The 24,596-nt window shown below is 58.9% G+C and carries 24 protein-coding genes; 12 read left to right on the top strand and 12 right to left on the bottom strand.

Going from position 1 to position 24,596, the window contains the following annotated elements:
• Positions 1 to 109: 109 nt before the first annotated feature.
• From HY836_RS09795 to HY836_RS09765, 7 genes are all read right to left on the bottom strand, one after another.
• Entirely contained in the window at positions 110 to 1,270 is a 1,161-nt protein-coding gene (locus HY836_RS09795) for an inovirus-type Gp2 protein (protein ID WP_290675907.1), read from the bottom strand.
• Between the two features lie 232 nt (positions 1,271 to 1,502).
• Positions 1,503 to 2,852 carry a DUF3987 domain-containing protein gene (locus HY836_RS09790; RefSeq protein WP_290675906.1) on the bottom strand — a complete coding sequence of 450 codons (1,350 nt, stop codon included), beginning with the start codon at positions 2,850 to 2,852 and terminating at the stop codon, positions 1,503 to 1,505.
• A 294-nt stretch (positions 2,853 to 3,146) separates the two neighbouring features.
• On the bottom strand, positions 3,147 to 3,347 hold the full coding sequence (locus HY836_RS09785) for an AlpA family phage regulatory protein (RefSeq protein ID WP_290675905.1): 201 nt from the start codon (positions 3,345 to 3,347) through the stop codon (positions 3,147 to 3,149).
• A gap of 425 nt (positions 3,348 to 3,772) precedes the next feature.
• Entirely contained in the window at positions 3,773 to 5,050 is a 1,278-nt protein-coding gene (locus tag HY836_RS09780) for a site-specific integrase (RefSeq protein WP_290675903.1), read from the bottom strand.
• Positions 5,051 to 5,361: 311 nt separating this feature from the next.
• Positions 5,362 to 5,484, bottom strand: coding sequence for a hypothetical protein (locus HY836_RS09775; RefSeq protein WP_290675901.1), 123 nt, complete (start codon positions 5,482 to 5,484; stop codon positions 5,362 to 5,364).
• A gap of 86 nt (positions 5,485 to 5,570) precedes the next feature.
• Positions 5,571 to 6,062 (bottom strand): GNAT family N-acetyltransferase, encoded by a 492-nt coding sequence (locus HY836_RS09770; RefSeq protein WP_290675899.1) that lies wholly within the window; start codon positions 6,060 to 6,062, stop codon positions 5,571 to 5,573.
• Positions 6,059 to 6,346 carry a DUF1778 domain-containing protein gene (locus HY836_RS09765; RefSeq protein WP_290675897.1) on the bottom strand — a complete coding sequence of 96 codons (288 nt, stop codon included), beginning with the start codon at positions 6,344 to 6,346 and terminating at the stop codon, positions 6,059 to 6,061. Before HY836_RS09765 ends, HY836_RS09770 begins: the two co-directional genes overlap by 4 nt.
• Before the next feature lie 115 nt (positions 6,347 to 6,461).
• On the opposite strand from HY836_RS09765, the gene HY836_RS09760 reads away from it, so the two are divergent.
• From HY836_RS09760 to HY836_RS09750, 3 genes are all read left to right on the top strand, one after another.
• On the top strand, positions 6,462 to 6,770 hold the full coding sequence (locus HY836_RS09760) for a type II toxin-antitoxin system HigB family toxin (RefSeq protein WP_290675895.1): 309 nt from the start codon (positions 6,462 to 6,464) through the stop codon (positions 6,768 to 6,770).
• 18 nt (positions 6,771 to 6,788) lie between these two features.
• Positions 6,789 to 7,181 (top strand): transcriptional regulator, encoded by a 393-nt coding sequence (locus HY836_RS09755; RefSeq protein WP_290675893.1) that lies wholly within the window; start codon positions 6,789 to 6,791, stop codon positions 7,179 to 7,181.
• A gap of 319 nt (positions 7,182 to 7,500) precedes the next feature.
• Positions 7,501 to 7,938: a hypothetical protein gene (locus HY836_RS09750; RefSeq protein ID WP_290675891.1), complete on the top strand. Its 438-nt coding sequence runs from the start codon at positions 7,501 to 7,503 to the stop codon at positions 7,936 to 7,938.
• A 202-nt stretch (positions 7,939 to 8,140) separates the two neighbouring features.
• Here the strand turns inward: HY836_RS09750 and trmB are convergent, their stop codons facing one another.
• Positions 8,141 to 8,908 carry a tRNA (guanosine(46)-N7)-methyltransferase TrmB gene (gene trmB / locus HY836_RS09745; RefSeq protein WP_290675889.1) on the bottom strand — a complete coding sequence of 256 codons (768 nt, stop codon included), beginning with the start codon at positions 8,906 to 8,908 and terminating at the stop codon, positions 8,141 to 8,143.
• Between the two features lie 190 nt (positions 8,909 to 9,098).
• Here trmB and HY836_RS09740 point away from each other — a divergent pair, with 190 nt between their 5' ends.
• Positions 9,099 to 9,737, top strand: coding sequence for a chalcone isomerase family protein (locus HY836_RS09740; RefSeq protein ID WP_290675887.1), 639 nt, complete (start codon positions 9,099 to 9,101; stop codon positions 9,735 to 9,737).
• Positions 9,724 to 10,632, top strand: coding sequence for a site-specific tyrosine recombinase XerD (gene xerD / locus HY836_RS09735; protein ID WP_290675885.1), 909 nt, complete (start codon positions 9,724 to 9,726; stop codon positions 10,630 to 10,632). The genes HY836_RS09740 and xerD overlap by 14 nt, the downstream gene beginning before the upstream one ends.
• A gap of 12 nt (positions 10,633 to 10,644) precedes the next feature.
• Here xerD and HY836_RS09730 read toward each other — a convergent pair whose 3' ends face one another.
• Positions 10,645 to 11,469 (bottom strand): ferritin-like domain-containing protein, encoded by an 825-nt coding sequence (locus HY836_RS09730; RefSeq protein WP_290675883.1) that lies wholly within the window; start codon positions 11,467 to 11,469, stop codon positions 10,645 to 10,647.
• A 41-nt stretch (positions 11,470 to 11,510) separates the two neighbouring features.
• A complete protein-coding gene (locus HY836_RS09725) occupies positions 11,511 to 12,353 on the bottom strand; it encodes an undecaprenyl-diphosphate phosphatase (protein ID WP_290675881.1) in 843 nt (280 codons plus the stop codon).
• A gap of 108 nt (positions 12,354 to 12,461) precedes the next feature.
• Between HY836_RS09725 and HY836_RS09720 the strand changes: the two genes are divergently transcribed.
• From HY836_RS09720 to HY836_RS09700, 5 genes are read left to right on the top strand one after another with little or no spacing between them, the layout of a single operon-like run.
• Positions 12,462 to 14,018: a YdiU family protein gene (locus HY836_RS09720; RefSeq protein ID WP_290675879.1), complete on the top strand. Its 1,557-nt coding sequence runs from the start codon at positions 12,462 to 12,464 to the stop codon at positions 14,016 to 14,018.
• Entirely contained in the window at positions 14,015 to 14,419 is a 405-nt protein-coding gene (msrB, locus tag HY836_RS09715) for a peptide-methionine (R)-S-oxide reductase MsrB (RefSeq protein ID WP_290675877.1), read from the top strand. Before HY836_RS09720 ends, msrB begins: the two co-directional genes overlap by 4 nt.
• 41 nt (positions 14,420 to 14,460) lie before the next feature.
• Positions 14,461 to 15,096: a septation protein A gene (locus HY836_RS09710; RefSeq protein WP_290675875.1), complete on the top strand. Its 636-nt coding sequence runs from the start codon at positions 14,461 to 14,463 to the stop codon at positions 15,094 to 15,096.
• 26 nt (positions 15,097 to 15,122) lie between these two features.
• Positions 15,123 to 15,398 carry a BolA family transcriptional regulator gene (locus HY836_RS09705; RefSeq protein WP_290675873.1) on the top strand — a complete coding sequence of 92 codons (276 nt, stop codon included), beginning with the start codon at positions 15,123 to 15,125 and terminating at the stop codon, positions 15,396 to 15,398.
• Between the two features lie 29 nt (positions 15,399 to 15,427).
• Positions 15,428 to 16,252: a peptidylprolyl isomerase gene (locus tag HY836_RS09700; RefSeq protein ID WP_290675871.1), complete on the top strand. Its 825-nt coding sequence runs from the start codon at positions 15,428 to 15,430 to the stop codon at positions 16,250 to 16,252.
• Positions 16,253 to 16,380: 128 nt separating this feature from the next.
• Here the strand turns inward: HY836_RS09700 and HY836_RS09695 are convergent, their stop codons facing one another.
• Positions 16,381 to 18,225 (bottom strand): TolC family outer membrane protein, encoded by a 1,845-nt coding sequence (locus HY836_RS09695; RefSeq protein WP_290675869.1) that lies wholly within the window; start codon positions 18,223 to 18,225, stop codon positions 16,381 to 16,383.
• Between the two features lie 316 nt (positions 18,226 to 18,541).
• On the opposite strand from HY836_RS09695, the gene HY836_RS09690 reads away from it, so the two are divergent.
• Both HY836_RS09690 and HY836_RS09685 read left to right on the top strand, forming a co-directional pair.
• On the top strand, positions 18,542 to 19,159 hold the full coding sequence (locus HY836_RS09690; protein ID WP_290675867.1) for a transglutaminase-like cysteine peptidase: 618 nt from the start codon (positions 18,542 to 18,544) through the stop codon (positions 19,157 to 19,159).
• 21 nt (positions 19,160 to 19,180) lie between these two features.
• Positions 19,181 to 21,097, top strand: a complete 1,917-nt coding sequence (locus HY836_RS09685; RefSeq protein WP_290675865.1) for an EAL domain-containing protein — start codon at positions 19,181 to 19,183, stop codon at positions 21,095 to 21,097.
• A gap of 104 nt (positions 21,098 to 21,201) precedes the next feature.
• Here the strand turns inward: HY836_RS09685 and HY836_RS09680 are convergent.
• On the bottom strand, positions 21,202 to 24,596 hold a 3,395-nt coding region (locus HY836_RS09680), incomplete at its 5' end, for a tandem-95 repeat protein (protein WP_290675863.1).

The following is a 24,596-nucleotide window of genomic DNA, read 5'->3' as shown; positions in this document are numbered from 1 at the left end:
AGAGCCTGACCTTTGGCGGTGGCAGTACAGTCAACCGCGGTTCCTTTCAACAAAACAGCAATGGTCTAAGTCGTTGACACATAACGGAAATGACAATTTAGGATATGGATCATTGAGGGGGCAACCCTGGTTGGTTCGAGTTGGCATCTCCTCTGATGCGTGGTCTACCGCGCCCCTTGGTTGTATTTCGGTGTGTCAAACCAGTGCCAAAGAGATTGCAGCCCGGGTAGGGGGTTACCTGTACGAGTTGATCGTTCTTGCATAGATAACCCAATACCTTCCTACGCAAGATCGACCGCTTTTCATTGTCATAGTGGTTAACTATGCCTAGACCATAGTTCGGAGATGTGCGTTTCCACTCCATGTTGCAGTTGTGAAAGCGGCCTTGTCCCTTTGTGATGTCTTGATTCCAGTATTCGCCGATTTGCTGCGCTAACCACTCGTGATGCTCGATCTGTGCACCATTGAAAAGCAATGCCACGTGCAAGTGGAACCCCGCTTTAGGGCTGCACTCAATTCTCCAAACATAGCCAATCAGATGCCCGAAAAGGCTTGGCTTGCCCTTCATGTTGGCAAATAGACGCGCGCGGTCACGCTGTAGCTCTTCTAATGAGACGCGACCTTCTTGTTGTGTGTGGTAGGCGAGGTCATCCTCCTCGCTCCAGTACGCGGCTTTTGATGTCAAGCCGTCGGTGTATTCGGCTTGCATGAAGCCGTAAATCTCGTCGGGACTGAATGTGGCCTTGCGGTAACTGAAGTCCAAGCGAATAACAGCGACTCGAGCGTGCCTGTCAAAAATTGACTTCTCAAGTTTTAATGTGGATTTTTCATTTTTTGTAAATTTGCTTTCCCAGTCAGAAATCCTTTTTTTGACTTTAGTTTTTGTTGCTTGAGTGCGCAGGTGTTTTACAAAGCTATCAAATACATCGGACATTAGCGACGTACCGTCAACAATCTCGTGTGCCTTGAAATTTGGGAGGTGATGTATTTGATGCTTTCTGTACTCTTCTAGGAAAAATGAGATGGCTGGATGGAAGTGGTGGTTGGGATTGTATACGCTAGTGTATTGATATAGGGATCGAAGATGTTTTCCTAGAGGGGATATTGTTTTTCTTCCTGCTGTGTGTGTTTTGTAAAATAGATCCTTTGTATACAGCGCCTCATGCATAAATGCCATCAACGCAGCGATGTTCTCTAGATGATGGCTAAGAATATATTTTTTACCATCTTGGCCTAACAAGCTGTATCTGTATTCAAGTGAGGCTGTCATGTTTGTGCTGCCCTTTGTCCTTGGGGGATGGTCTAGATATGTATATGCAATTGATGACGGCGTTGTTTATTGTTGTATTTGCTTTATTAATATTAATATTTAATATGGCACTAATAAGCAAAATTGCTGGCATGTTTGGGTGTGTTGTTTGGTGGGTGAATTGTTGAGTTTCTCTGTGAATTACCCTGTTTTTGTTTGTTTGACGGGGTGTGGGAATGTTCCGATTTTTCAGTCACCATAAGGCCATGTTTGGTCGTGTGGTGATTGTTCTGATTTGACTGTTTGCGTAGTAAGGTAAAGTTGCTGCAGCATTTAGGCGTAGCCCGGTGCCTCGATGAAATGCAAGTATGGTTACTGCACCTCGGCTTGCCAATATGGGTAAGGCTTTGTCGAACTGACTTTTTGTTAATCCAATATTTGGCGCTGAACTGCGGAGCATAGATAGAGGGAAATCTGTGCTGCCAAATGTGTAGTATGTTTTGCAAAGCTCTTGGTATATAAGCTGCGCGTGCTGTTCGCTCTGAGGGATTTTTGGTGGTGAATAAATCATTTTCAAATAGCATTCAATACTCTTGTGATCAAAATTTTCTGCAATTTGAATCGTAGGGAGCTGAATCTCTGAATCGATGCCTTGCTCAAAGGCGTGCATGCTTGCTGAAAGGCGTAGAACGCGCTCTGAATGTCGGCTCGCATATTCAGCGATGCAGTTGAGTTGTTCGTTGCTGGCAAGCCTTTGCTGAACGCGTTCGCGTAGATTGATAAAATATTGTTCTGCGACTGGGGATAGTCGCAGTGCATGGCGTTTGCGTCCTTCTCGTACGTTTTTTATGGTTATTGAGAGTAGATCCTTTACCCTTGTTGAATATAGGTTTTCTGTTTGTGCGGATAGGCCTATTTTGTGCAGTGAGGAACCTACAGGTAGGCTGTCTGCCATAAATACATGGAAGCGATTAATCAATCCTACGCTGCCTGCGCTCGCGCCAAGCAAGGCTTTGGTTTCTTGAAAAACCTGGGGTTGCTCAAGAAGCAGCATGCATAGCCTGTGTCCACGCAATGAAATGCGGCCAGTAGACACTCGCGAGTGATTTAGGGGGCTTCCGTCTAGAAGTTTGGCTAGCGTAGCTGTCCCGCCCTTTATAAGGCGCTTAAGCATGCCCGCCTCATCGGTGAAAATGCCGGCAATGGGCCATTCAGAAAGATGCAGTACTGTCGATTCGCGGGTGGCATCTTCTATAAGGAATTCTGGAGTTATGCCTTGCTCATACTCGGTTTCGTCGTGTTGTTCTAAAAATGAAGATATTGAACCCATTAGGGTTTTGAATACGGCGGACTTGCCGCCACCTGATGCCGCAACTAGTAGTGTGTTCGACCCGGCAGGAATGCGGTCGCCATTTGGCCAACATACGTCGATGGCACCTTGTGTTAACAGCGAAGCAAAAGCGGAGACTTGGGCGCCAATGATGGCCGGGTCAACGCCGCTGGAACCCAGGTCATTCGCCATGGCGCCAAGAATGCCAGGGAGGTCGTACGGGTTGAGGGTTGGTTGTAATTTGCCGTTATATGAGTTCCAGATGTTGCTCATTTGAATGCCTCAAGGTGGGTTTGTTCCGTTTTGAATTTTCTGTGACGATCATTCGTTTCTATTTTTATGGCCTTGAGCTACTGAGTCAATAGGGCGTTCGGTGCGCTTTGGTGCTTTAAAAGTTGGTATTGGATTTCGTTGGAATCCATTGAATAAAGTGCGCGGTTCAAATATTTTTTCTGGTCACGTGCCTTTGTTGCCAATTTGGTGCACGTGTGGCGGATTGGTCTGTTCAAGTGGCAAAAAAAAGCGCCAGGCAGTTAAGGCTGCCTGGCGCTGTGAATGTACTGATTTTTAGTCTTGGCTATTCGTTTGCTTGAATTTCATTTTCATCCACTCAATGATTTGAGAGTGAAGCCAAGCTACTGCCCGCTCTGAGATCTTTCTTCTTTCGGGGAAAGAGGGATCCCAATACGGAGACTTTTTGTCACTCTTCAAGTAAATCATCGAACGTGAGAGGCCGGTCATTTGGATGACCTCTTTCAGGCGCACCATGCGATCATCTGTGTTAATCAATTTTCACCTCAAGCAGCAGATCGAGTTCCATTGCGGATCTGCTAAAAAATTCTCCACCGAATCAAATCAATGAGTCGGACCACATCAATGTCCTCCAGTTGGGAGGTAGCCGGGGTGTAAAACCGCGGTATGCAGGCGGGGCAGCCTTGGGCTGGCGCACCTTAGTCAACTCGGCCAGGAATGGCTCGCGAGTTGTATATCTACCTGAAAACGAGATCAGGTTTTACATGTGTAGTGGCAATGCAGTGTTCGATGTATTTATCGAAGTCAACGCGCATTGAGAAGGTGTGAGCTTGACGTGCTGGATCTTGGCGTGGCAAAAAGTTAGGGAGAGGGATGGTATGCGTGCGCAATTGCCTTGTCAACGGTCTTCTTCGCTGGCGTGCCGGTTTTCCAGCCTATCGTCACTCGACCGCGTCGGGTTTTTGTGTGTGAGAACGATGGTTGGGTAAGGTAGCGCTTTGCATGATCTCGCTCATCGTCAAGCTCTTTTTTTCACCCATAAAGTCCGCCCACTCGGACATCATCTGGCGCCGTTTTTCGAGCGCATCGCCTCGACGATATGCAGCTTCTACCTTGTCTTTCAATGTGTGAGCGAGGGCCTGTTCCGCAAGCTCACGCGGGAAGTTTGTCCGCTCCCCGGCCCAATCACGGAAGGTCGATCTAAATCCATGAGGCACTGCGTCAACTTCCATCCGTCGCATGACAGCGGTGAGGGTCATGTCGGAAAGTTGGCCTCCCCGTGGAGCAGGGAAAATGAGATTGTTCTCAGTCCTGGTTGATTGGGCGCGAAGAATTTTGACAGCCCACGTGCTCAGAGGAACGCGATGTTCCTTTCCCGCCTTCATTCTTTCGCCTGGAATTGTCCACACTTGATCCTTAAGGTCTACTTCGGACCAGGTCGCTCCTCGTACCTCGCCGCTGCGCGCAGCTGTCAAGATGGCGAACTCGAGCGCTCGTGCGGCGTTGCCTTCCCTTTGACTAAGGGCCAGCATGAAGCTTTGCATCTCATCCAAGGGCAGCGCGCGGCGATGTTCTACCTTCTTCACTTTGCCCGGCGTTGCCAGCAAGTGGTCCAGATGGCCCTTCCATCTAGCAGGGTTCTCTCCCGTTCGGAACTTGCGTACAGTGGCCCAGTTCAAGACGCTTTCAATGCGTCCCCGTAGTCGGGATGCCGTTTCTGTTTTGATTTTCCATATAGGCTCCAATGAAGCCAGAACATGTTCAAGACCGATATCCTGAACAGGGATCTCCCCCATGAACGGGTAGGCATATGTTTCCAGCGTGCTTGCCCACTGAGCTCTGTGCTTTGGGTTTTTCCAAGAGTCTCCATGGGCTTCTAGATAAAGCTCTGCCGCCTGCTTGAATGTCTTGTCGGTGGCTTGTTTGGCGCGCAATTTGGCCTTCGCGGCGTGACGTTCTGCAATAGGGTCTACGCCTTGTTCTATCTCATCTCGAGCTTTGCGTGCCTTTTCCTTCGCCTGGGCGAGAGTAACGTCAGGATAGCCGCCCAGTCCCATGTGTCGGCGCTTGTCCCCAACCATGGTGCGTAGCACCCATGATCTGGCACCTGCATGGTTGACATAGAGATATAGGCCCGCAACTCCACCGACTGCGTGATGTCCCGGTGCTGTCAGTCTTCCAACTACAAGTGCCGATAGTTCTTTTGCTTTTCTAGCCATGTCAGGATCGCTTTTGTTCTACCTTCCTTTCTACCATAATGAGTTGGATTGAGTTGCTTTTTCTAAAATCGTAATGAACGTCGTTTCGGTGAATGTTTAATCAAATCAATGAGTTGTGGCATTTCTCTGGATGTTTTTAGACTAAACGTGTGCAGACGCCCTCTCCGCCAGGAACTTAAGAGCCCCAAAATCCCTGTCAAATCATTGACTTGCGGTTCTGGGGCTTTTCTCATTTCCCCCTGGCTTTTCCCCACGCGTCTTCCTCTCGTCAGGCCTCCCCGGGCGGACTGCCCGAGGAGTTCAGGGTAGGGCTAGCAGGCTCCGGTTGCTGCCAGGAACAGCAGGACCAGGGCCACCAGCAGCTTGGCTGCCAGCTTGAGCACTTGGATCTCCAGTAGTTGCGGTGCTGGTAAATCCGTTGCGTGGTCGCTCAACTGTGCTTTCAGCAATCCTTCGGGCCATCCTCGCGTTCCCACAGGGGAGGGGGCGGGCCATGTGGGCCCTTGCTGAATCAGTTCTTCTATGCCAAGGCAGCGATGGGTAGCACCAATGTCAAAGGATTGCTGGTCAAAGCCGTGAAGCCGTGGTGTTGATAGAAGGCCGCCGCGACGTCATCGTTGGCATCGACAACCAGCGCAAAGACCCCCATGCCTGCTTGCATGGCGCGCTGCCCGGCGTCCCATAGCAAGGCCGCACCAAGTTGCCGCTTCTGAAAGTTCACGCTCACCGCCAGGCGCCCAAGGCGTGCCACAGGGACAAGGGGGTAGCGTGGCAACTTCTTGGCCATCTGTTCGGTGACATCGGTCAGTGGCACGCTGCCAGCCGCCAGCGTGTAGTACCCGGCGATGGCACCTGTCGTGGAGTCGATGGCGACGTAGCAAACGCTGGTGCGGCGGCGCATGTCTTGCGAGGCTTGCTCGCGAAGGTAGCGGTCGAGCGGGTCACTGCCGCAGGTGAAGCCAGAACGGTCGTGCTCGGTTGAGAGCACCTCAATCCGGAACGTCCCCGTCACGGCTTGGAAACGATCAGCTTTTGATGCGCTTGCGCCGCGCGCTTCATGGCTGGCGCCAGGGCAGGGGGATCCAGAAGCAGCGATGCAAAGCGCTGTTGCTCATCCATGGACAAGCGGATGATCTGCGCTTGCTCAATGGTGCGGCGGGCGGCTTCCTGCGCTGCGCCAACCAGGAAGTCACTCAGGCTGCGGCCTTCGATTTCAGCCGCACGGCGGATAACGGCCAGCACATCGGGCGCAATGCGGGCTTCAACACGGGTGGTGCGGCTGTTATCGGTGGTCATGGCAAGACTCTCTTTCACGCAAAATGTACGGCGTTTTAACGTACAAAGTCAACTTGGAACTAGAGCAAACGTCCCCAGTCTTGCGGTAGTCCCAAAATGGGACTAAAATCTATCTATGCGAGTGATTGCCGTTTCCACCCTGAAAACCTTCTGGGAGAACCCGGATCACCAAGATGCCGAACAGGCGCTGAAGGCCTGGTTTGCCGAAGCCAGCAAGGCCAATTGGCAGCAGCCATCCGACATTAAGGCCCAGTACAGCAATGCCAGCATTTTGAAGGGGCGTCGCGTGGTGTTCAACATCAAAGGCAACGACTATCGGCTGGTTGTAGCAGTCTCGTACAAGCTGCAACTGGTCTATGTCAAGTTCATTGGCACGCACAAGGCGTATGACGCGATAGACGCTGAAACCGTAGAACTGGCTTGATGGCCACGGAGGTTCAACATGGAAATTCGACCGATTCACACCAACGATGACTACCTGGGTGCTTTGCAGGAAATTGCAGCACTGATGGATCTTGATCCAGACCTGGGTACGCCTGACGGAGATCGTCTGGATGTGCTTGCCACGCTGGTTCAGGCCTATGAGGCGAGGCATTTCCCCATCTCGGCGCCTGATCCCATAGAGGCTATCAAGTTCCGGCTTGAGCAAAGCGGTTTGTCCGTCAAAGACCTGGAGCCGATGATCGGTCGCAGCAACCGCGTGTACGAAGTGCTTGCTCGCAGTCGCCCGTTGACGCTCACGATGATCCGGCGGCTTCACAAAGGCTTGGGCATTCCGGCTGAGGTGCTCATTGCTGACCCTGGAAAAGGGCCCCCGCTGGCTGTGAGTTGCTGAGCCAGCAAACGTGGGGGACTTATTGGGGGACTTGCTTCAATCCAATCGCTCGCAAAGCCAGCATTCACGCACCTTGCCGCCCATGATGTGAACGACGCCCTCCCGCCAGATGCAAACACCAAGTGATTGATTCACTTGGTGTTTTTTGCTTTCTGACTCTTTTTCACACACAGTCAGGGCGCCAGTTTTGCAAGTGATACCGCTGGGCGGCGCTGAATCCCTAGCTTGTCGATTGACCTGTCGATAGGCCTTCACTAGTCTTGTCCGATACAAATATCAGGAGAAGTTGGTGACGCCCCAAGACTTTTTGAACATCGTGATGAACTGCATCATCCGCGCGGAAATTCCTGACACGATCAGCGTCAGCGGTGCCTACGAGTTGCAGCTCAGGAACTTCATCGCTATCGACCTGCTCAAGCTGTATGGGACGTTTGGCATTGAGGTGTGTTACCCGGGATCGCAAAAAAAGGTCGATCTGGCCTTCAGGCTGAATGGGCAGATCTATCTGGTGGAACTCAAGGTCGAGAGCCCGACCAACAGCGGGCACTTTTCTTCGCATTCCACCTTGGCATCGGCCTATGTGGCAGACACCACCAAACTGGCCAAATTCAATCAAGATCAGACGTATGCCGGGGCTACAAAATGGTTTGTCGCTGTTGCCTATAGCCATGTAGGCAAGACGGCTTTGGCCAACATGTCTGCCACGGTTGTGCTGGATAACGAAGCGGGCCTGCGAGCAGGGTTGCACGCAGTTTGATGACGCAGGCTTCATTTGAGTGAAGCAAGTCACGCAAGGGATCGTTTCGTATCGCTACAAATTGCAGGGGCATTCCAAAAGCGCTAACATTCGTTTGCCTTGATTCAAGGCCCGGCTTTACCTCCCTGAGCCGGTAGTGCATCGTGATGACAGCGTTGCGCTTTGCGCCCGCCGGTCCTTCGGACCTGCGGGTTTTTTCTTGTCAGGCCTTCTTGCGGAACACCAGATCCCACACGCCGTGGCCCAGCTTCAGGCCGCGGTTTTCGAACTTGGTCAGGGGGCGGTAAGCAGGCTTTTCTGCATAGCCCTCGGCGGTGTTGACCAGGGCAGGCTCGGCACCCAGGACCTCCAGCATCTGCTGGGCGTAGGGTTCCCAGTCGGTGGCACAGTGCAGGTAGCCACCAGGGGCCAGATGCGTCACCAGCTTGGCCACCAGGGGCGACTGGATCAAGCGGCGCTTGTTGTGGCGCTTCTTGTGCCAGGGGTCGGGGAAGAAGATGTGGATGCCTGCCAGCGAGCCCGGCGGGATCATGTTTTCCAGCACCATCACGGCATCGTGCCGAATCAGGCGCAGGTTGCTCAGGCCGCGATCACCAATCTGCTTGAGCAGGGCGCCCACGCCAGGTTCGTGCACTTCGCAGCCGATGTAGTCCGTGTCGGGTTGGCCTTCGGCAATCTTGGCCGTGGCGTCACCCATGCCAAAACCGATTTCCAGCACCACAGGCGCCGTGCGGCCAAACGTGGCGGGCAGATCCAGCATTTGCTCCTGATAGGGCAGCAGGAAGCGCGGGCCGAGTTCGGCCAGGGCCTTGCCTTGGGCTTCCGTCGTGCGGCCGGCGCGCATCACATAGCTGCGGATGGTGCGGGCGTGCGGGGGCAGGTCTCCCAGGTTGGGCGCTTCAGGGGCGTCGGCAGGGGCGGAATCGGGGAGGCCTGTTTCGGCGTCCTGGGGGCGGTTACTGTCTTGCATGTCGCGGATTTTAGTCGGGGTGGCCTGTTCCGCTTTCCCGAAGGGTAGACAAAGCTTTACGTCAAGTCGGGGGGGAGTTGTCAGCCGTCTTGCTGGGCCGGGCGTTGGAGGTTTCACGGCCTTTCGCTGCGCATGGCAACATGCTTCGCTAGCAAGGGTTGGATGGCGGCTGGTCGTCAATGAGGATTCAATGCACAAGGCAATGTGGATGAGGCGGTTCGCGCGCCAGGCAGGTATGGCGGCGATGCTGCTGGGGCTGTCGGTTGGCGCGGGTTTGCCGGCGTGTGCGCAGAGCGCTTCCGAGGTGCGCATGCCCTCGCTGGAAGGGCAGCGCTTCGAGGCGACGACCGTGCTGGGCGATCGCACTCTGCGCCTCAACGGCCTGGGGCTGCGGGGCGTGGCCTGGGTCAAGGCTTTTGTGGCCGGTTTGTATGTGGCGGCCCCCAGCAAGGACGCGGGGCAGTTGCTGGCGATGCCGGGCCCCAAACGCATCCGCCTGAAGATCATGCTCAGTGCACCCAGCCATGAGCTCACCAAGTCACTGACGGGGCGCATTGAAGACCACGAGCCGCCCGAGGTGCTGGCCAGGCTGAGCGAGCGCCTGGCGCGGCTGGCCGGCCTGATCGACAGCGTGGGTGATCTCAAGCCTGGCGACACCCTGGATCTGGATTTCATCCCTGACAAGGGCGTGCACCTGCGCGTCAACGACAAGGCGGTAGGCACTGCGGTGGCCGGTGATGACCTGTATCGGGCCGTGCTGAAGATCTTCGTGGGCGAGCACCCGGTGGACCGCCGCATGAGGGAAGGGCTGCTGCGTGGCGGCTACTGAGTCATCAGACGATCCGCATCTGGATCGCTTCATCGATGCGCTCTGGCTGGAAGACGGCCTGAGCGCCAACACGCTGGCGGCCTACAGACGGGATCTGCAAGGCCTGGCGCAATGGTTGACGGCCCAGAAACAGGGGCATACGCTGGTGACGGCATCCGAGCCGGATCTGCAGGGCTATGCCACAGCCCGGCATGCGGGGTCTCAGCCTTCATCGGCGGGGCGGCGCTTGAGCGTGTTCCGGCGCTTCTACCGGTGGGCCGTGCGCGAGAACCTGTGCGCGGCCGACCCCACCGTGCGCATGGATGCGCCTCGTCAGCGCATGCGTATGCCGGGCACACTCAGCGAGCATCAGGTGGAAGCACTGCTGGCTGAACCTGACATCCACGAGCCCATCGGTCTGCGGGATCGGGCCATGCTGGAGTTGCTCTACGCCAGCGGGCTGCGCGTCAGCGAACTGGTGGAACTCAAGTCCGTGCACGTGGGGATGAATGAAGGCGTGCTGCGCATCATGGGCAAGGGCAGCAAGGAGCGCCTGGTGCCGTTTGGTGCCGAGGCGGGCGAGTGGCTGGCGCGCTATGTGAGCCAGGGCCGGGGGCTGATTCTGGGCAGCCAGGTCAGTGATGCGCTGTTTGTGACCGCACGCGGTGGCCCGATGACGCGCCAGATGTTCTGGAAGCTCATCAAGAAGTACGCGATGCTGGCGGGTATCACGCAGCCTTTGTCGCCTCACACCTTGCGGCATGCGTTCGCCACACACTTGTTGAACCACGGCGCCGACTTGCGCGTGGTGCAGATGCTGCTGGGCCATGCTGATATTTCGACCACCCAGGTCTACACGCATGTGGCGCGGGAGCGCCTGCGGCAGTTGCACGCCAAACATCACCCCAGGGGGTGAGCGCCTGGTGGCTCAGTCCACGCCGAGTAGAAAAGCCATCTCGTCTTCAGTGAAGCCGGCAGCCTTGCGGGCCGCTTCGTTGAAGGGCGGGCGCATGCGTGGCGCGTCGTACTGTTTGACCAGCTTTGGGTACAGGCTCAGGGCATCCAGCCCGCGTTCCTGGCACAGGTGGTGGAACCAGCGGTTGCCGATGGCCACGTGGCCCACCTCGTCGCGCAGGATGATGTCCAGAATGGCCACGGCTTCGTGGTCGCCGGCGCGTGTCAGTTTGTCCTGGATCAGCGGTGTGGCGTCCAGCCCGCGGGCTTCCAGGGTGCGGGGCACCAGAGCCATGCGCGCCAGGATGTCGTCCTTGGTTCTTTCGCACATGGTCCACAGGCCGTCGTGGGCATCGAAATCACCATAGTTGGCGCCCATGGATTGCAGGTGCGCGCGAAGCAAGCTGAAGTGTTCGGCTTCTTCTGCTGCGACCTGCAGCCAGTCGCCATAGAACGCGGCGGGCATGCAGGCAAAGCGCCAGACGGCATCCAGCGCCAGGTTGATGGCGTTGAATTCGATGTGGCAGATGGCGTGCAGCAGGGCCGCGCGGCCTTCTGGCGTGAACGGCGAGCGGGAGGGCACCTGCGTGGCCGATACCAGGGCGGGGCGGGCAGGGCGCCCGGGCATGGTGGCGGCTTGCTCGGCGCTCAGTTTGAGCGCTTCGTTCCGGTCGGCCTCGTCCAGGCCACCATCCCGGTGAGCTTGAAGGTAGGCCGCGCTCAGTGCCTGTGTGGCGGCGGCTTTGGTGTGGGGATCGCAGATCAGCAGGACCTGCAGGGCTTCTTGTCTCAGGCGCATCCCGCTATTTTGCGCCTGAGAAGCCATGCTGCGTGGCGGGGTCAGTCGGCCCAGATCACCCAACCCATATTGGCCGACACCAGGATGAAGATGCCGAAGGCGATGCGGTACCAGGCAAAGGGAACGAAGTCGTGGCTGGACACATAGCGGATCAACCAGCGCACACAGATCCAGGCTGACACGAAGGCGAACACCAGACCCACGCTGAACAGGGGCAGGTCATCGATCGACAGCAGGGCGCGGTCCTTGTAGAGGCTATAAGCGCCAGCGCCAACCAGTGTCGGGATGCCCAGGAAGAAGCTGTAGTCGGTGGCGGCCTTGCGCGACAGGCCCATCAGCATGCCGCCGATGATGGTGGCGCCGGAGCGGCTGGTGCCAGGGATCAGCGCCAGGCACTGGATCAGGCCCACCTTGATCGCGTCCATGGGGGTCATGTCGTCGATCGTTTCAACGCGCTGTGTCGGGCGTTGGCCCGCAAATCGCTCGGCGATCAGGATGATCACGCCACCCAGGATGAAGGTGGTGGCTACGACCGTGGGGGTGAAAAGATGGGCCTTCACGACCTTGCCCACAGCCAGACCCATGACCACGGCTGGCAGGAAGCCGATGAGCACATTGATGGTAAAGCGCTGCGCTTTTGGATCGGAGAACATGCCCGCGATGGTCTCCTTGATGCGCTGCATGTAAACCAGGATCACGGCGAAGATGGCGCCCGTCTGGATGGCGATTTCGAAGACCTTGGCCTTGTCCGACCCCGTGGCGCGGGAGAACTCCAGCAGGGAGTCGGCCAGGATCAGGTGCCCCGTGCTCGAAATAGGCAGGAACTCCGTGAGCCCTTCCACGATACCCATGAGGGCTGATTTCATGAACAGCACAATATCCACGGCTGGCATCCTGCAAGAGTCAATGGGTGCCGCATCTTAGGACAGCACGCAGACGGGTATTAGCCGACCTGGCCCCAGGGACAGGGGGGCTTGTCTAAACTGCGCCACATGTCTGCCCTGCCTCACATCCCTTTACAGAATTTTTCCTGGTCGCCGCAAGCTGAGCGCTGGCGCAACCGCTATGCCGGTTTGAGCGAGCAGCTCCAGCGTGATCTGGGCGTGGCGCTGGGGACGGCATGGCAAGGCGATGCCCTGGCCATGCCGCGATGGGTGCTGCTCAACCAGGGGCTGGCGCGCGAGTTGGATTGGCCGCAGGGGTGGCATCAGGATCCGCTGGCCTTGAACGTGTTCAGTGGCAATGCCGTCTGGCCTGGCATGGCGCCTTTTGCGTCGGTGTACAGCGGACACCAGTTCGGCGTGTGGGCCGGGCAACTCGGTGATGGCCGAGCCTTGCTGCTCGGTGAAGTCGACAGCCCGATCGGCCCGCAGGAGGTGCAACTCAAGGGTGCAGGGGCCACACCTTATTCGCGGCGGGCCGACGGCCGCGCCGTGTTGCGCTCGTCCATCCGCGAGTTTCTTTGCAGCGAGGCCATGCATGGCCTGGGTATTCCCACCACACGGGCTTTGAGCCTGGTTGCGTCGCCGCAGCCGGTGCGCCGCGAGACCATCGAGACGGCCGCGGTGGTGTCGCGCGTGGCGCCCAGCTTCATCCGCTTCGGGCATTTCGAACACTTCGCGCACAGTGGTGAGGACGGGCATCACGAGGCCTTGAAGGCCCTGGTCGATTTTGTGGTCAGCCACCATTTCCCTGAGTTGCAGGATGCGCCCAACCGTGCCCTGGCCTTGCTGGACGTGGTGGTGGCGCGCACGGCCGAGCTGATGGCGCACTGGCAGTCTGTCGGCTTCTGTCATGGCGTGATGAACACGGACAACATGTCCATCCTGGGCCTGACGATCGACTACGGTCCCTTCGGCTTTCTGGATGCGTTCGATCCGAACCACATCTGCAATCACTCCGATGACCATGGGCGCTACTCGTGGAACAACCAGCCGCAGATCGGCTACTGGAACCTGCGCGCGCTGGCGCAAGCCTTGCTGCCTTTGATCCCAGAAGCCAAGGACGACAACCAGATCGTGATCGACGTGCTGCAGACTTACGAGCAGCGCTTCCCTCAGGCCATGCGCGCACGCTGGCGTGCCAAGCTGGGCTTGCACACCGAGCAGGACGACGACGGCAAGCTCGCCGTCGAGTTGCTGCAGGCCATGGCATCGGGCAAGGCGGACTTCACGATCACCTTCCGCCGCCTGTGTGATTTCCGCAGTGATGTGCCACCGGATCATCCCGCCAATGCGCCTGTGCGCGATCTCTTCCTGGACCGTGCCGCCTTTGATGCGTGGGCCGTGCAGTACACCGAGCGTTTGAGGGCTGAAGACAGCGTTGATGCCGATCGTGCTGCGCGCATGCGCCGCGTCAACCCGGTCTACGTGTTGCGCAACCACATGGCGCAAGTGGCCATTCAGCAAGCGCAGAAGGGCGACTACAGTGAGGTGCAGCGCCTGTATCAACTTCTGCAAACGCCGTTCGACGAACAGCCCGGCGCCGAAGCCGATGCGGGGTTCCCGCCCGAATGGGCCCAGGCCATTGAAGTCTCCTGCTCATCATGACCGACTACAAAGTCAAGAAGACCGACGCCGAATGGCGCGCCCAGCTCGACCCCATGGATTACCAGGTCACCCGCCAGGCGGCGACCGAGCACGCCTTCACGGGTCGCTTCTGGGATCACTTTGAAGATGGCGCCTACAAGTGCATTTGCTGTGGCGCCAAGCTGTTCGAGTCCGACACCAAGTTCGATGCGGGCTGTGGCTGGCCAAGCTACTGGCAGCCCGCCGAGGACGGCATCATCGAGCGCGTGGCCGACCACACGCACGGCATGATTCGCGTGGAAGTGCGTTGCCAGAACTGCGGCGCGCATCTGGGCCATGTGTTCGACGATGGCCCCCAACCCACGGGTGAGCGTTATTGCATCAACTCGGCCGCGCTAGACTTCGTGCCGCGCGACAAGTAGATCGCGGTAACTTGCGGCTCGCTGGTCGGGTCGTCCAACTCATGAAGATATTTTTCGACCTGCTGCCCATCATCCTGTTCTTTGCCAGCTTCAAGTGGGCGGAAGGGCACAAGGATCTGGTGGCGCACTGGATGACGCAGCACCTGGGCTTTGCCGTGTCGGGCGGTGCGGTGGGCGTAACCGAGGCACCCGTCTTGCTGGCGACCGTGGTGGTCATCGCGGCCACGCTGCTGCAGGTCGTGGTGCTCAAGGCCATGCGCAAGCCCGTGGACAAGATGCTGTGGGCAGGGTTGGTGATCGTGGTGGTGCTGGGCGGCCTGACGCTGTGGTTCCACGATGAAACCTTCATCAAATGGAAGCCGACCGTCATCTACTGGTTGATGTCGCTGGGCTTCCTGGTCACCGAAATCGTGCTGGGCCGCAAGATGCTGGCTCAGATGATGGGCGGGCAGATCGAAGCGCCCGATGCGGTGTGGCGCACGCTGGGTTGGGCCTGGGTGCTGTTCTTTGCCAGCATGGGCGTGCTCAACCTGTGGGTGGCCTTCAATTTCCCGCTGGATACGTGGGTGAGCTTCAAGATGTGGGGCAGTCTGGGGTTCACCTTGGTGTTTACCCTGGCGCAGGGCCTGTATCTCAGTCGCCACATGGTCCCCGAAGAAAACAGCAAAGCCGATTGAACCAACTGTCATCAAAGAGGTCCATGATGAGTGACGCTTCCATTACTGCCGGTCAGCTAGAAGCCGCACTGCGCGAGGCTTTGCAGCCCGAAGCCTGCGCCGTGTCGGACGACAGCAGCCAGCACGCGGGCCATGCCGGATCCAATGGCACGGGCTCTGGTACGCACTTTTCGGTGCAGATCAAGGCGCGTTGCTTCAACGGATTGACACACGTTCAGCGTCACCGGCTTGTGTATGATGCCCTGCGCGATTTGATTCCTCAGGGCGTTCACGCTCTTGCGATCAAAGCCGAGCCCGTCTGAACATCCTTAGAAAGCTTTTACTGCTCATCATGAAGACTTCTCGTATCGCCAAGGCTGCCATGCTGGCCGTTTCGATCTCGCTGGCTGCACCGCTGGCGTTCGCGCAAAACATCACCACCGTCAATGGCAAGCCCGTGCCCCGCGCACGCGTCGATGCCATGCTGGAACAGATCCTCAAGCAGCAACAGCCCGGTCAGCCTCCTCAGGTCAAGACGCCTGAGCTCGAGCAGCGCGTGAAGGACGAGATCGTGCTGCGCGAAGTCATGGTGCAGGAAGCCGAACGCCTCGGTCTGCAGCGCGGCAAGGAATACCAGACCCAGATGGAGTTCGCTCGTCAGGCCATTCTGTTCCGCTCCTTGTTCATGGAGTTCGAAAAGAAGAACAAGCCTTCTGACGCCGAAGTGCGCGCAGAGTACGACAAGTACAAGGCCACCAAGGGCGACAAGGAATACCGTGCTCGCCATATCCTGGTCGAGAAGGAAGAAGATGCCAAGGCCCTGATCGCTCAGCTCAAGGCCGGTGCCAAGTTTGAAGACCTGGCCAAGAAGAACTCGAAGGATCCTGGCTCTGCCGAAAACGGTGGCGATCTGGATTGGGCCAACCCTGGCAACTACGTGCCCGAGTTCTCGCAAGCGCTGACCAAGCTGGAAAAGGGCCAGACGACTGATGCCCCCGTGAAGTCTCAGTTCGGCTATCACATCATCAAGCTGGAAGACACCCGCGCTGCGCAGTTCCCTGCTTTCGACGAAGTGAAGGGCCAGTTGTCGCAGAACATGATGCAGCAGAAGCTGGCTGACTACCGCAAGAGCCTGAAGAAGTCTGCCAAGACCGACTACAAGTTCGGCGACGAGTAATGACCTTCACGCTGTGGCCGTCTTGATCGATGGCCGCAGCGATATGAGGCATCACCCAAAACAATGGCGCCCCGCGGGGCGCCATTGTTTTGGGCAGGCCCTGCTGTGGTGCAGGGCCTTGCGGCCTGTCAGCGGTTGCTTTCCTTGACGATGACCCACTGACCGTCAATCACCTTCCAGGTCAGAACCTTGTTGGTCTTGTCCTTGAAGTTGGATGAGGTGTAGGTCTGCTGGAAGCTGGTCACAACCGAATCACCCTTGGGCACGGCCTTGATGTCACCGACCGACACTTCAATCGGGCCGGGCTTGGTCACCAGACGGCGACGTTCGTTGATCCACTTGGCCGAAGTCGACTTGGCCGGGGCGAAGTCCTTGGCGTAATACGTGAAGTAGCGGTCCACATCTTTGGACATCCAGGCAGCAGCCCAGTCACGCAGGCGTTGGGCCACGGTTTCTGCGGCAGCTTCATCGGCCACGACAGGCTCAGCCTTGGCGGCGATCGGTGCAGGCGTCACCACAGGTGCGGCCACAGCCGGGCCCGCCAGTTTGCGCGCACGGGCATCCAGTTCCTCTCGGCTGGCCGAGGCGGCATCCACGGCGCTCACGGGGCAGCGTTGTGCCGCATCGTCAGCGGCTTGCCAGTCACGCGCCAGGCTCTGGTTGCCGTCGTCGTTGCTGGTCAGGCCCAGGGTCGAGGTCAGGGTGTTGCGCGCAGCTTGCGTGCGGGCATAGGCCAGCTGCAGGTCGTGCTCGGCGTTGGCGTACGAACGCTTGGCGGTGTAGAGCTCGTTTTCAGCGTTCAGCAAGTCCAGCAGGCTGCGCTGGCCGATATCGAACTGCTGGCGGTAGGCGTCACGGGCCTTTTCGATGGCCAGCACGTTGCGGTCCAGCGCGGCCAGTTGGTCCTTGAGCTTCTTGATGTCGTTGTGGGCGATGGCGGCGGTTTGACGCACGTCGCGGCAAGCCTTGTCACGCTGGTCAGCGGCCTGGTTGATCAGGTCGGTGTATTGGCGCACTCGGGCCTGGTCGGAGCCACCGTTGTACAGGTTCCAGTTGAGCAGCAGTTGCACGGAGGAGTCGCGCTTCTGGTTCTGGACGCCGTCGAAGTTCTTGCCGACACCGGTGCGGGCACGGGCTTCTACCTTGGGCTGGTAAGCGCTTTCCTTGCTGGTGGCCTGAGACTGCACGGCACGCAAGTTCTCGACAGCCGCGCTGATGCTGGCGTGACGAGACAGGGCCTGGTTCACGGTGTCGCTGTTGCCAGTGGGGATGCCGCGATCCAGGCCGCTGGCGCTGGGTTGCTTGCTCGCGGGCGCTTCACCCACAACGCGCAGGTAGCGCGCGCTGACGTCATGCAGGTTGGCGACTTCCGTCGTCAGGTTGGAGTCAGCCAGGGCCAGGCGGGCATTGGCCTGCTCGCTGTCCACGCCACGGCCCACGCCAGCCTTGACCTTGGAGGCCAGTTGGTCGAAAGCGTATTTGTGCTGAACGTAGTTGTCTTCAGCCAGCGAAACCAGCTTGCGGTAGCGCTGCACGTCAATATAGGCACGCGACGCTTCCAGTGCCGTGTCTTCCGTGGCCGCCAGGAACTCGAAGTAGCGGGTCACACGGGCATGGCCCAGGCGTTCCACTTCCTTGCGTGTGGCCTGGCCGTCCCACAGCAGCTGGTTGGCGCTCAGGGCCAGGCCATTGCGGCTGAAGCTGGTCGATGCGGGGTCTCGGTTGGTGATGCGGTTGCTGTCACGGCCAACGTCAGCGGCGAGATCCACGCGAGGGTAGTAGCCACCCCGGGCGACATCGGCCTCATTGCCGGCAGCGCGCATGGCGTTGAGGCGGGCAGTGACTTCCGGGTTGTTGGAAATGGCCTTCTGAGCAGCAGCTGCCAGAGATCCTGCAGGCGCGTTCTGTGCGTGTGCAGTTGCCACGGTCATGCAGGCAAGAGCCAGGATGGTCAGACGGGATTTCATCATCATCGGTTTTGTCACCTTGCACCTCGGGAGGATTTGTAAGAGCCCCGTTGAATGGCGCTTGAACGCGCAGGTATCAACTGGACACATTTGGTGTTAATCGGCGCATTTTGGCATTAAATGAAGGGCCGTTTCACATACCAAGGTCGTGGTCCGCGCAAGTGAGTGGCGCCACTCGCGACACAGGGGAGATAAGCGGTCAAGTTTGGGCCGTTTTGGCCGATCTGACTGTGTGGTCCGCTCGCGTCCGAAAACCCCTTTGTTGAACCCGTTCTGGCGTGGCTGCAGGCCAGCCTGCTTGTGGACGTGCGCGCGGCTTGTCTTGCTGGCGCTGCTGTGCAGTGGGGCGCTCACTCAGGCGTTCGAGTCGCCACGCGTGATGACGGCGGCGCAGAAGTTGGGGCCAGGTACCTTGGCCAGGGCGCAGGCGCTTCTCCAGGAGATCGCCGAAGTCGCCAATCAGGAAGACGACCTTCGCCTGAAGAGCATCAATACCTTTTTTAATCGTCAGATTTTGTATCGCGATGATCGGGAAACGTGGGGGGCGGTGGATTATTGGGCGTCACCGCTGGAAACCCTGAGTAAAGGGCAGGGCGACTGTGAGGATTACGCCATTGGCAAGTATTTTTCCCTGATTGCGGCAGGCATTCCCAGTGTGAAGATGCGCATGGTGTATGTCCGTGCGCAGGTTGGGGGGGGTATTCAGGCTCACATGGTGCTGGCGTATTACTCTGAACCTAATGCGGAACCTTTGATTCTGGATAACCTGGTTACCGAGATTCGACCCGCTTCCCGGCGACCGGATTTGGCCCCTGTTTTCAGTTTCAACGCGGAAGGTTTGTGGCAAGGTGTAGGTGGCTCCAATGCCGGAGACCCGTCAGCCCGCCTGTCACGTTGGAGAGATGTGTTTACAAAGGCCAAGGCTGAGGGCTGGTGGTGAGTCCACAAAGGTAGAAACCGTATGTCCTTGATTCGTCAGATCTGGTTGTTGTTGCTGGTGACGCTGTTGATGGCGTTCTTCGGCAGCTTTGCCGTCTGGATGTGGTCGGCGCGCGGATACCTGGAAACCCAGTTGCGGCTCAAGAATGCAGATAACGCGCAATCGCTCGCGTTAAATCTGTCTCAGCAAAAAGGCGACATGCCCTCCATGGATCTGACGGTATCGGCCATGTTCGATACCGGCTCTTACCAACGCATCACGCTCAAGGATGCGGGTGGGCGCGTGGTGGTCAATCACGAGGCCGACAACAAGCTGCTGCGCGATGTGGCTCCGGTGTGGTTCGTGAACCTGGTGCCGGTGGAGTCGGTTGCGGGATTGGCACAGGTGTCGGATGGCTGGCGTGCGCTCGGCTCCGTCGAGGTGGTCAGCCATGCTGGATTTGCGCACGCCCAACTCTGGCAGGGCAGCGTCAAGACAGCTGGGCTGTTGCTGGTTCTGGGGGGCTTGTCGGGTGTGGTCGCTGCCTTCGGTGTGCGTCGCATCCGCGAGCCGCTGGACGCAACGGTGGCGCAGGCTCAGGCCCTCATGGAGCGGCGCTTTGTGACGGTGGTGGAACCGCGCGTGCCTGAGTTGGCGCGCCTGAGTCAGGCCATGAATGCGGTGGTGGTGCGGCTGAAGTCCTTGTTCGAGGAGCAGTCCAGCCAGGTCGAACAATTGCGGCAGCAGGCGCACTGCGATCCGCTGACTGGCTTGTCGCACCGTCGGCATTTCATGGCCCAGCTCAATGCGGCGCTCAACAGCGACGAGGGCTCAGGCTCTGGCGTGTTGTACCTGATCCGTCTGGTGGATCTGGCGGGTATCAATCGACTGTTGGGGCACCGCACGACAGACGCCTTGTTGCAGCGCTTGTCCAGAACGATGGCCGAAGTGTCGTCGGGCGTGGATGGGGCCGCGAAGGGGCGGCTCAATGGTGGTGACTTCGCTGTCTGCCTGACTGCTTCCAATGTGCCTTTGCCTGATCCCGAGCATTACGCGGATGCCATGCGCCGCTCGTTTGCCGAGCAAGCCGTTTCAGCCTCGGTGGTGGTGGGGGCCGTGCACTGGCGCCGGGGCATGCCCTTGCAGCAGGTGCTGGCTGCAGCCGACTCGGCTTTGGCCAAGGCGGAAAGCCGCGGTGCGTTTGCGGTGGACATGGCCGAAGAGCCCTCTACCCATGCAGCCGTGCTGGGCGAGGACGAATGGCGCAACAGGTTGACGTCGGCGCTGGCCGCGCGGCGCGTGCAGTTGATGCGCTACCCCGTGGTGGACCGCCAGTTGATGTTGGTGCACTACGAATGCCCCTTGCGTTTGCAGCTCGAATCACAAGGCGAATTCGAGACGGCCGCCCATTGGCTGCCCATGGCCTTGCGCTCGGGCCTGATCTCTCAGATTGACGAGATGGCCGTGGTGCTGGCGCTGGAGGAGATCGCCGAAGATCGTCAGGATCGTGGCGTGAACCTGTCGCCGGCCTCGCTGGCAGACAGCAGTTTCATTCCCAGGATCCGCGCGCATCTGGCGGCCGCGCCTGAGGCTGCGCAGCACTTGTGGCTGGAAGTGGCCGAGAGCGCGGCCGTGGAACGATTCGAGCAGGTGCGCGAGTTGTGCAAGCAGTTGCGGCCTCTGAAGGCGCGCATCGGCCTGGAGCATGCCGGTGAAAAGCTGGCGCGCATCGAGTTCCTGTTCGAGGCCGGGCTGGACTACATCAAGCTGGATGCCTCGGTGGTGCAAGGTGTGGCGCAGGATGCCTCAAGGGCTGCGTATGTATCGGCCACGGTCAGCATGCTGCATGGCCTGGGTTTGCAGGTGTATGCCGAGGGAGTGTGCGAATCGGCCGACATCCTGGCCTTGCGCCAGGTTGGTATCGATGGTGTCACCGGGCCTGCCGTGCGTTTGAACTGAGGTTTCTGACCCACCGCGCGGTTCGCGCCCATGAAAAAGCAGCCCACTTGAGGCTGCTTTTGTTTGGGGGCTCGGTTTGTGCCGAGCCCTGTCCGGTCAACAGCTCAGCAGTTGTCCACCAGCAGCTTGCCGCGGTTGACCAGCTCGCTGATGATCTGATGATCATTGGCTTGCTGATCCAGCCCCAGCGAGGCGCGGATGTCCACATTGGCCAGCACGATGTGCTGCTGCTCGGCACAGTCCGAGCTGTCGCTGTGGCCTGTTGCATCGGCGTGGAAGGCGCCATTGGCGCTCACGTGGATGATGGTGCTGCCTGGCTGAGACTGGGTGTCAAAGTCCAGGAAGTTCAGCAACTTGTCGATGTTGGCTGAACCGGATGCCGAGCCGCTTTGCTCTGCATGGAGCAGGTCGCGCAGGTCCAGCACATCACCGCCAGCGGTACGTGCTGCGCAGTTGAAGTCGTGGATGGTGTCGATGTGGTGTTCACCGGAGGTCGGGCGATCGGCCAGGTTCCAGGAGAACACCTCGGTGTCGCAACTGCTGTGGTGTTCACCGTGGCCAGCCACCACATGCTCGATGTGGTCAGCCAGCGGTGCGGCGTTCACGTCAATCGCGACGATGCTGCTGGAGATCGTCTTGGTGTCGGTGGCACCAGCCGCATCGGTGGCCTTGATGGTCAGTTGCGGGAACAGATCGACCGACAGGCCCAGCACGTGTGCCGGGTCGTAGCTGAGTGTGGACAGCAGGTGATTGACCTGGGCGACATCGATCGTGGCGCCGGGTGTTTCCGCTTCGATCACCAGGTGACGAGAGTCGGCGCCACTGATGTGCAGGCCGTGCGTGAGGGCGGGGTCGAGCGAGAGGCTGAGCTTGCTGTGGTCACCCAGCAGGGTGCCCAGTGACAGGAACTGCCCGACGCTCACGTCCACGCGAATCAGGTTGTTGTCCACGTCGTTGACGGCCACGTGCTGGTTCTTGCTCAGATCCAGCAAGGGGTTCACGGCCAGGTCAACCAGGCCCAGGATGTTGTGGCCGTCGCTGTTGGCCAGCACGGTGGGGGCGTGGTTGGTGGCGGCTGTGGCGGCGGTCGTCAGGGTGACGGAACCGCTGGCGCGGTCGCCGTCCTTGTCCACGATGGTGTAGCTGAAGGTTTCGTCGCCACCGTCTCGACCTTGCTTCATGGTGAAGCTGCCTGTGAGGGTGTTGAGCTTGATCTCCGCGCCCGATTGCAGCGTGATCGTGAGGATCTTGGTGACCGGATCCAGCACGGAGCTGACTTGTTTGCTCGACGAGAAGGCCTCAATGGTCTTGAGGCCATCCGCACCAGCCAGGCTGGCCAGGCTGCCGGACTTGAGCGTGGGCACCGTGTCAATCAGGTACTTGGTCAGCTCGGCATTGGTCTTGAGCGTGGTGGCACTTTGTTCCGTGCCGGAGATGCCGTTGTAGGCAATGGGCTCGATGTTGGCGACGTACTGCGCGGTCAGTGTGCCGGTGCCAATGGCGTAGGAGTCGATGTGGTTGTCCTTGAGGAACTTCTCCCAGTTGGCTTCGTCACTGCCGGTGTCGATGGCTTTGCCGGAATTGGGTTGACCATCGGTGATGAAGTAAGACACGTTGACGCCATCGGCCAGCTTGCCTGCCACGGCAAAGGAGGCCTTGGCGGCGGCGAGGGCCGCGTCGTAGTTCGTGCCGCCGTTGGCGGTGAGCGCGTCGACGAATGTTTTGGCCTGGGCCACGGTCAGCCATGCGGGGCGGCCTTGGCCACCGTCGTTGAACGTGACGATCTGGATCTTGACGTCCCCCAGGTCGTCATAGCGATCGATCAGGGACTTGATGGCGGCCTTGATGCCGTTGACCGTCTTGTCCGCGAGGGTGTCCTTCATGCTGCCCGAGGTGTCGATGATCAGCATGAGGTTGGTGTTTTGCGTGCCGGTGGTGGCATCGACGCGCGTGACCTGGGCACCGGAGGCGGGGCTGTCATCTTCGATCAGCACGTTCAGTGTGGCGCTGCTGGTGGTGTGCCCGTCGTTGGCATTGACCTTGAGGCCGATGCTCAGGACGTCTTCCGTGCTGGTGTTGGGGTGATCGACTGGGCCTTGCAGGGTAACCTTGTAGTGACCCTGGTCGTCAATGGTGGCCGTCAGGACGGGTTTGCCCGCCACGACGCCGATCAGCGGGTTGGGCGCCGTGCCATTGCCGATCCAGCTGATGGCGGTGCCACCCGAGGTCAACCCGCTGGGGCCCGAGAGGGTCAGGGTAATCTTGTCGCCCTCGGTGTCGCTGATGGCGAACTGGCCGGTGGCCTCCTTGGTGTTGACCGTGTCGGGAGCGCCTTGGTTGTCGGCGTTGGCGCCTGCCAGGCCTTCTTCGGACACGACGGCCGGGCTGGACTGGGTACCAATGATGGGGCCGTCGTTGACAGGCGCGATGCCGATGTCGATCGTGGCGGTGGTCGTGCCGCCCTTGCCGTCAGAGACGGTAACGGTGAACGAGTCAGCGCCGTTGTAGTCCTTGGCTGGGGTGTAGGTCCAGGTGCCGTTGGTGTTGACGGTGACCGTGCCATGCGCGGGGTCGGAACCCTTGGCGTAAGTCAGTGCATCGCCATCCGGGTCGCTGGCCTTGACCTGGCCGGAGACAGGCTTTTCCTCGTCGGTGTTCAGCTTGTAGTGGCCGGTAGCCGGATCCAGATTGGGATTGGTTGGATCATCGATCTTGGGACCATCGTTGACGGGGTTGATGCCGATGTCGATGGTGGCCGTGGTGGTGCCGCCCTTGCCGTCAGAGACGGTCACGGTGAAGGTGTCCGTGCCGTTGTAGTCCTCGGCTGGCGTATAGGTCCAGGTGCCATCGGCATTGACTGTCACCGAGCCGTGCACCGGGTCGGAGCCCTTGGCAAAGGTCAGCGCGTCGCCATCCGGATCAGTGGCCTTGACTTGACCGGAGACGGGCTTGTCTTCGTCGGTCGTGAGCTTGTAGTGGCCGGTGGCAGGATCCAGATTCGGGTTCGATGGATCGTCGATCTTCGGACCATCGTTGATGGGGGTGATGCCGATGTCAATGGTGGCCGTGGTTGTGCCGCCCTTGCCGTCTGACACGGTCACGTTGAAGGAGTCCGAACCGTTGTAGTCCTTGGCTGGCGTGTAGGTCCAGGTGCCGTTGGCGTTGACGGAGACGGTGCCGTGTGCGGGGTCGGAGCCCTTGGCATAGGTCAGGGTGTCGCCATCGGGATCGGTGGCTTTGACCTGACCGGAGACAGGTTTGTCTTCGTTGGTGGTGAGCTTGTAATGGCCGGTGGCCGGATCCAGATTGGGATTGGTTGGATCGTCGATCTTGGGGCCATCGTTGACGGGGTTGATGCCGATGTCGATGGTGGCCGTGGTCGTGCCACCCTTGCCGTCAGACACGGTCACGGTGAAGGAGTCAGAACCGTTGTAGTCCTTGGCCGGGGTGTAGGTCCAGGTGCCGTCGGGATTGACGGTCACCGAACCATGCATGGGGT

The organism is Aquabacterium sp. (genome assembly GCF_016234775.1).
Taxonomy (GTDB): domain Bacteria; phylum Pseudomonadota; class Gammaproteobacteria; order Burkholderiales; family Burkholderiaceae_C; genus Aquabacterium.
Note: the sequence above shows the minus strand (reverse complement) of the source record. Positions and strands in the feature narration are given on the sequence as shown.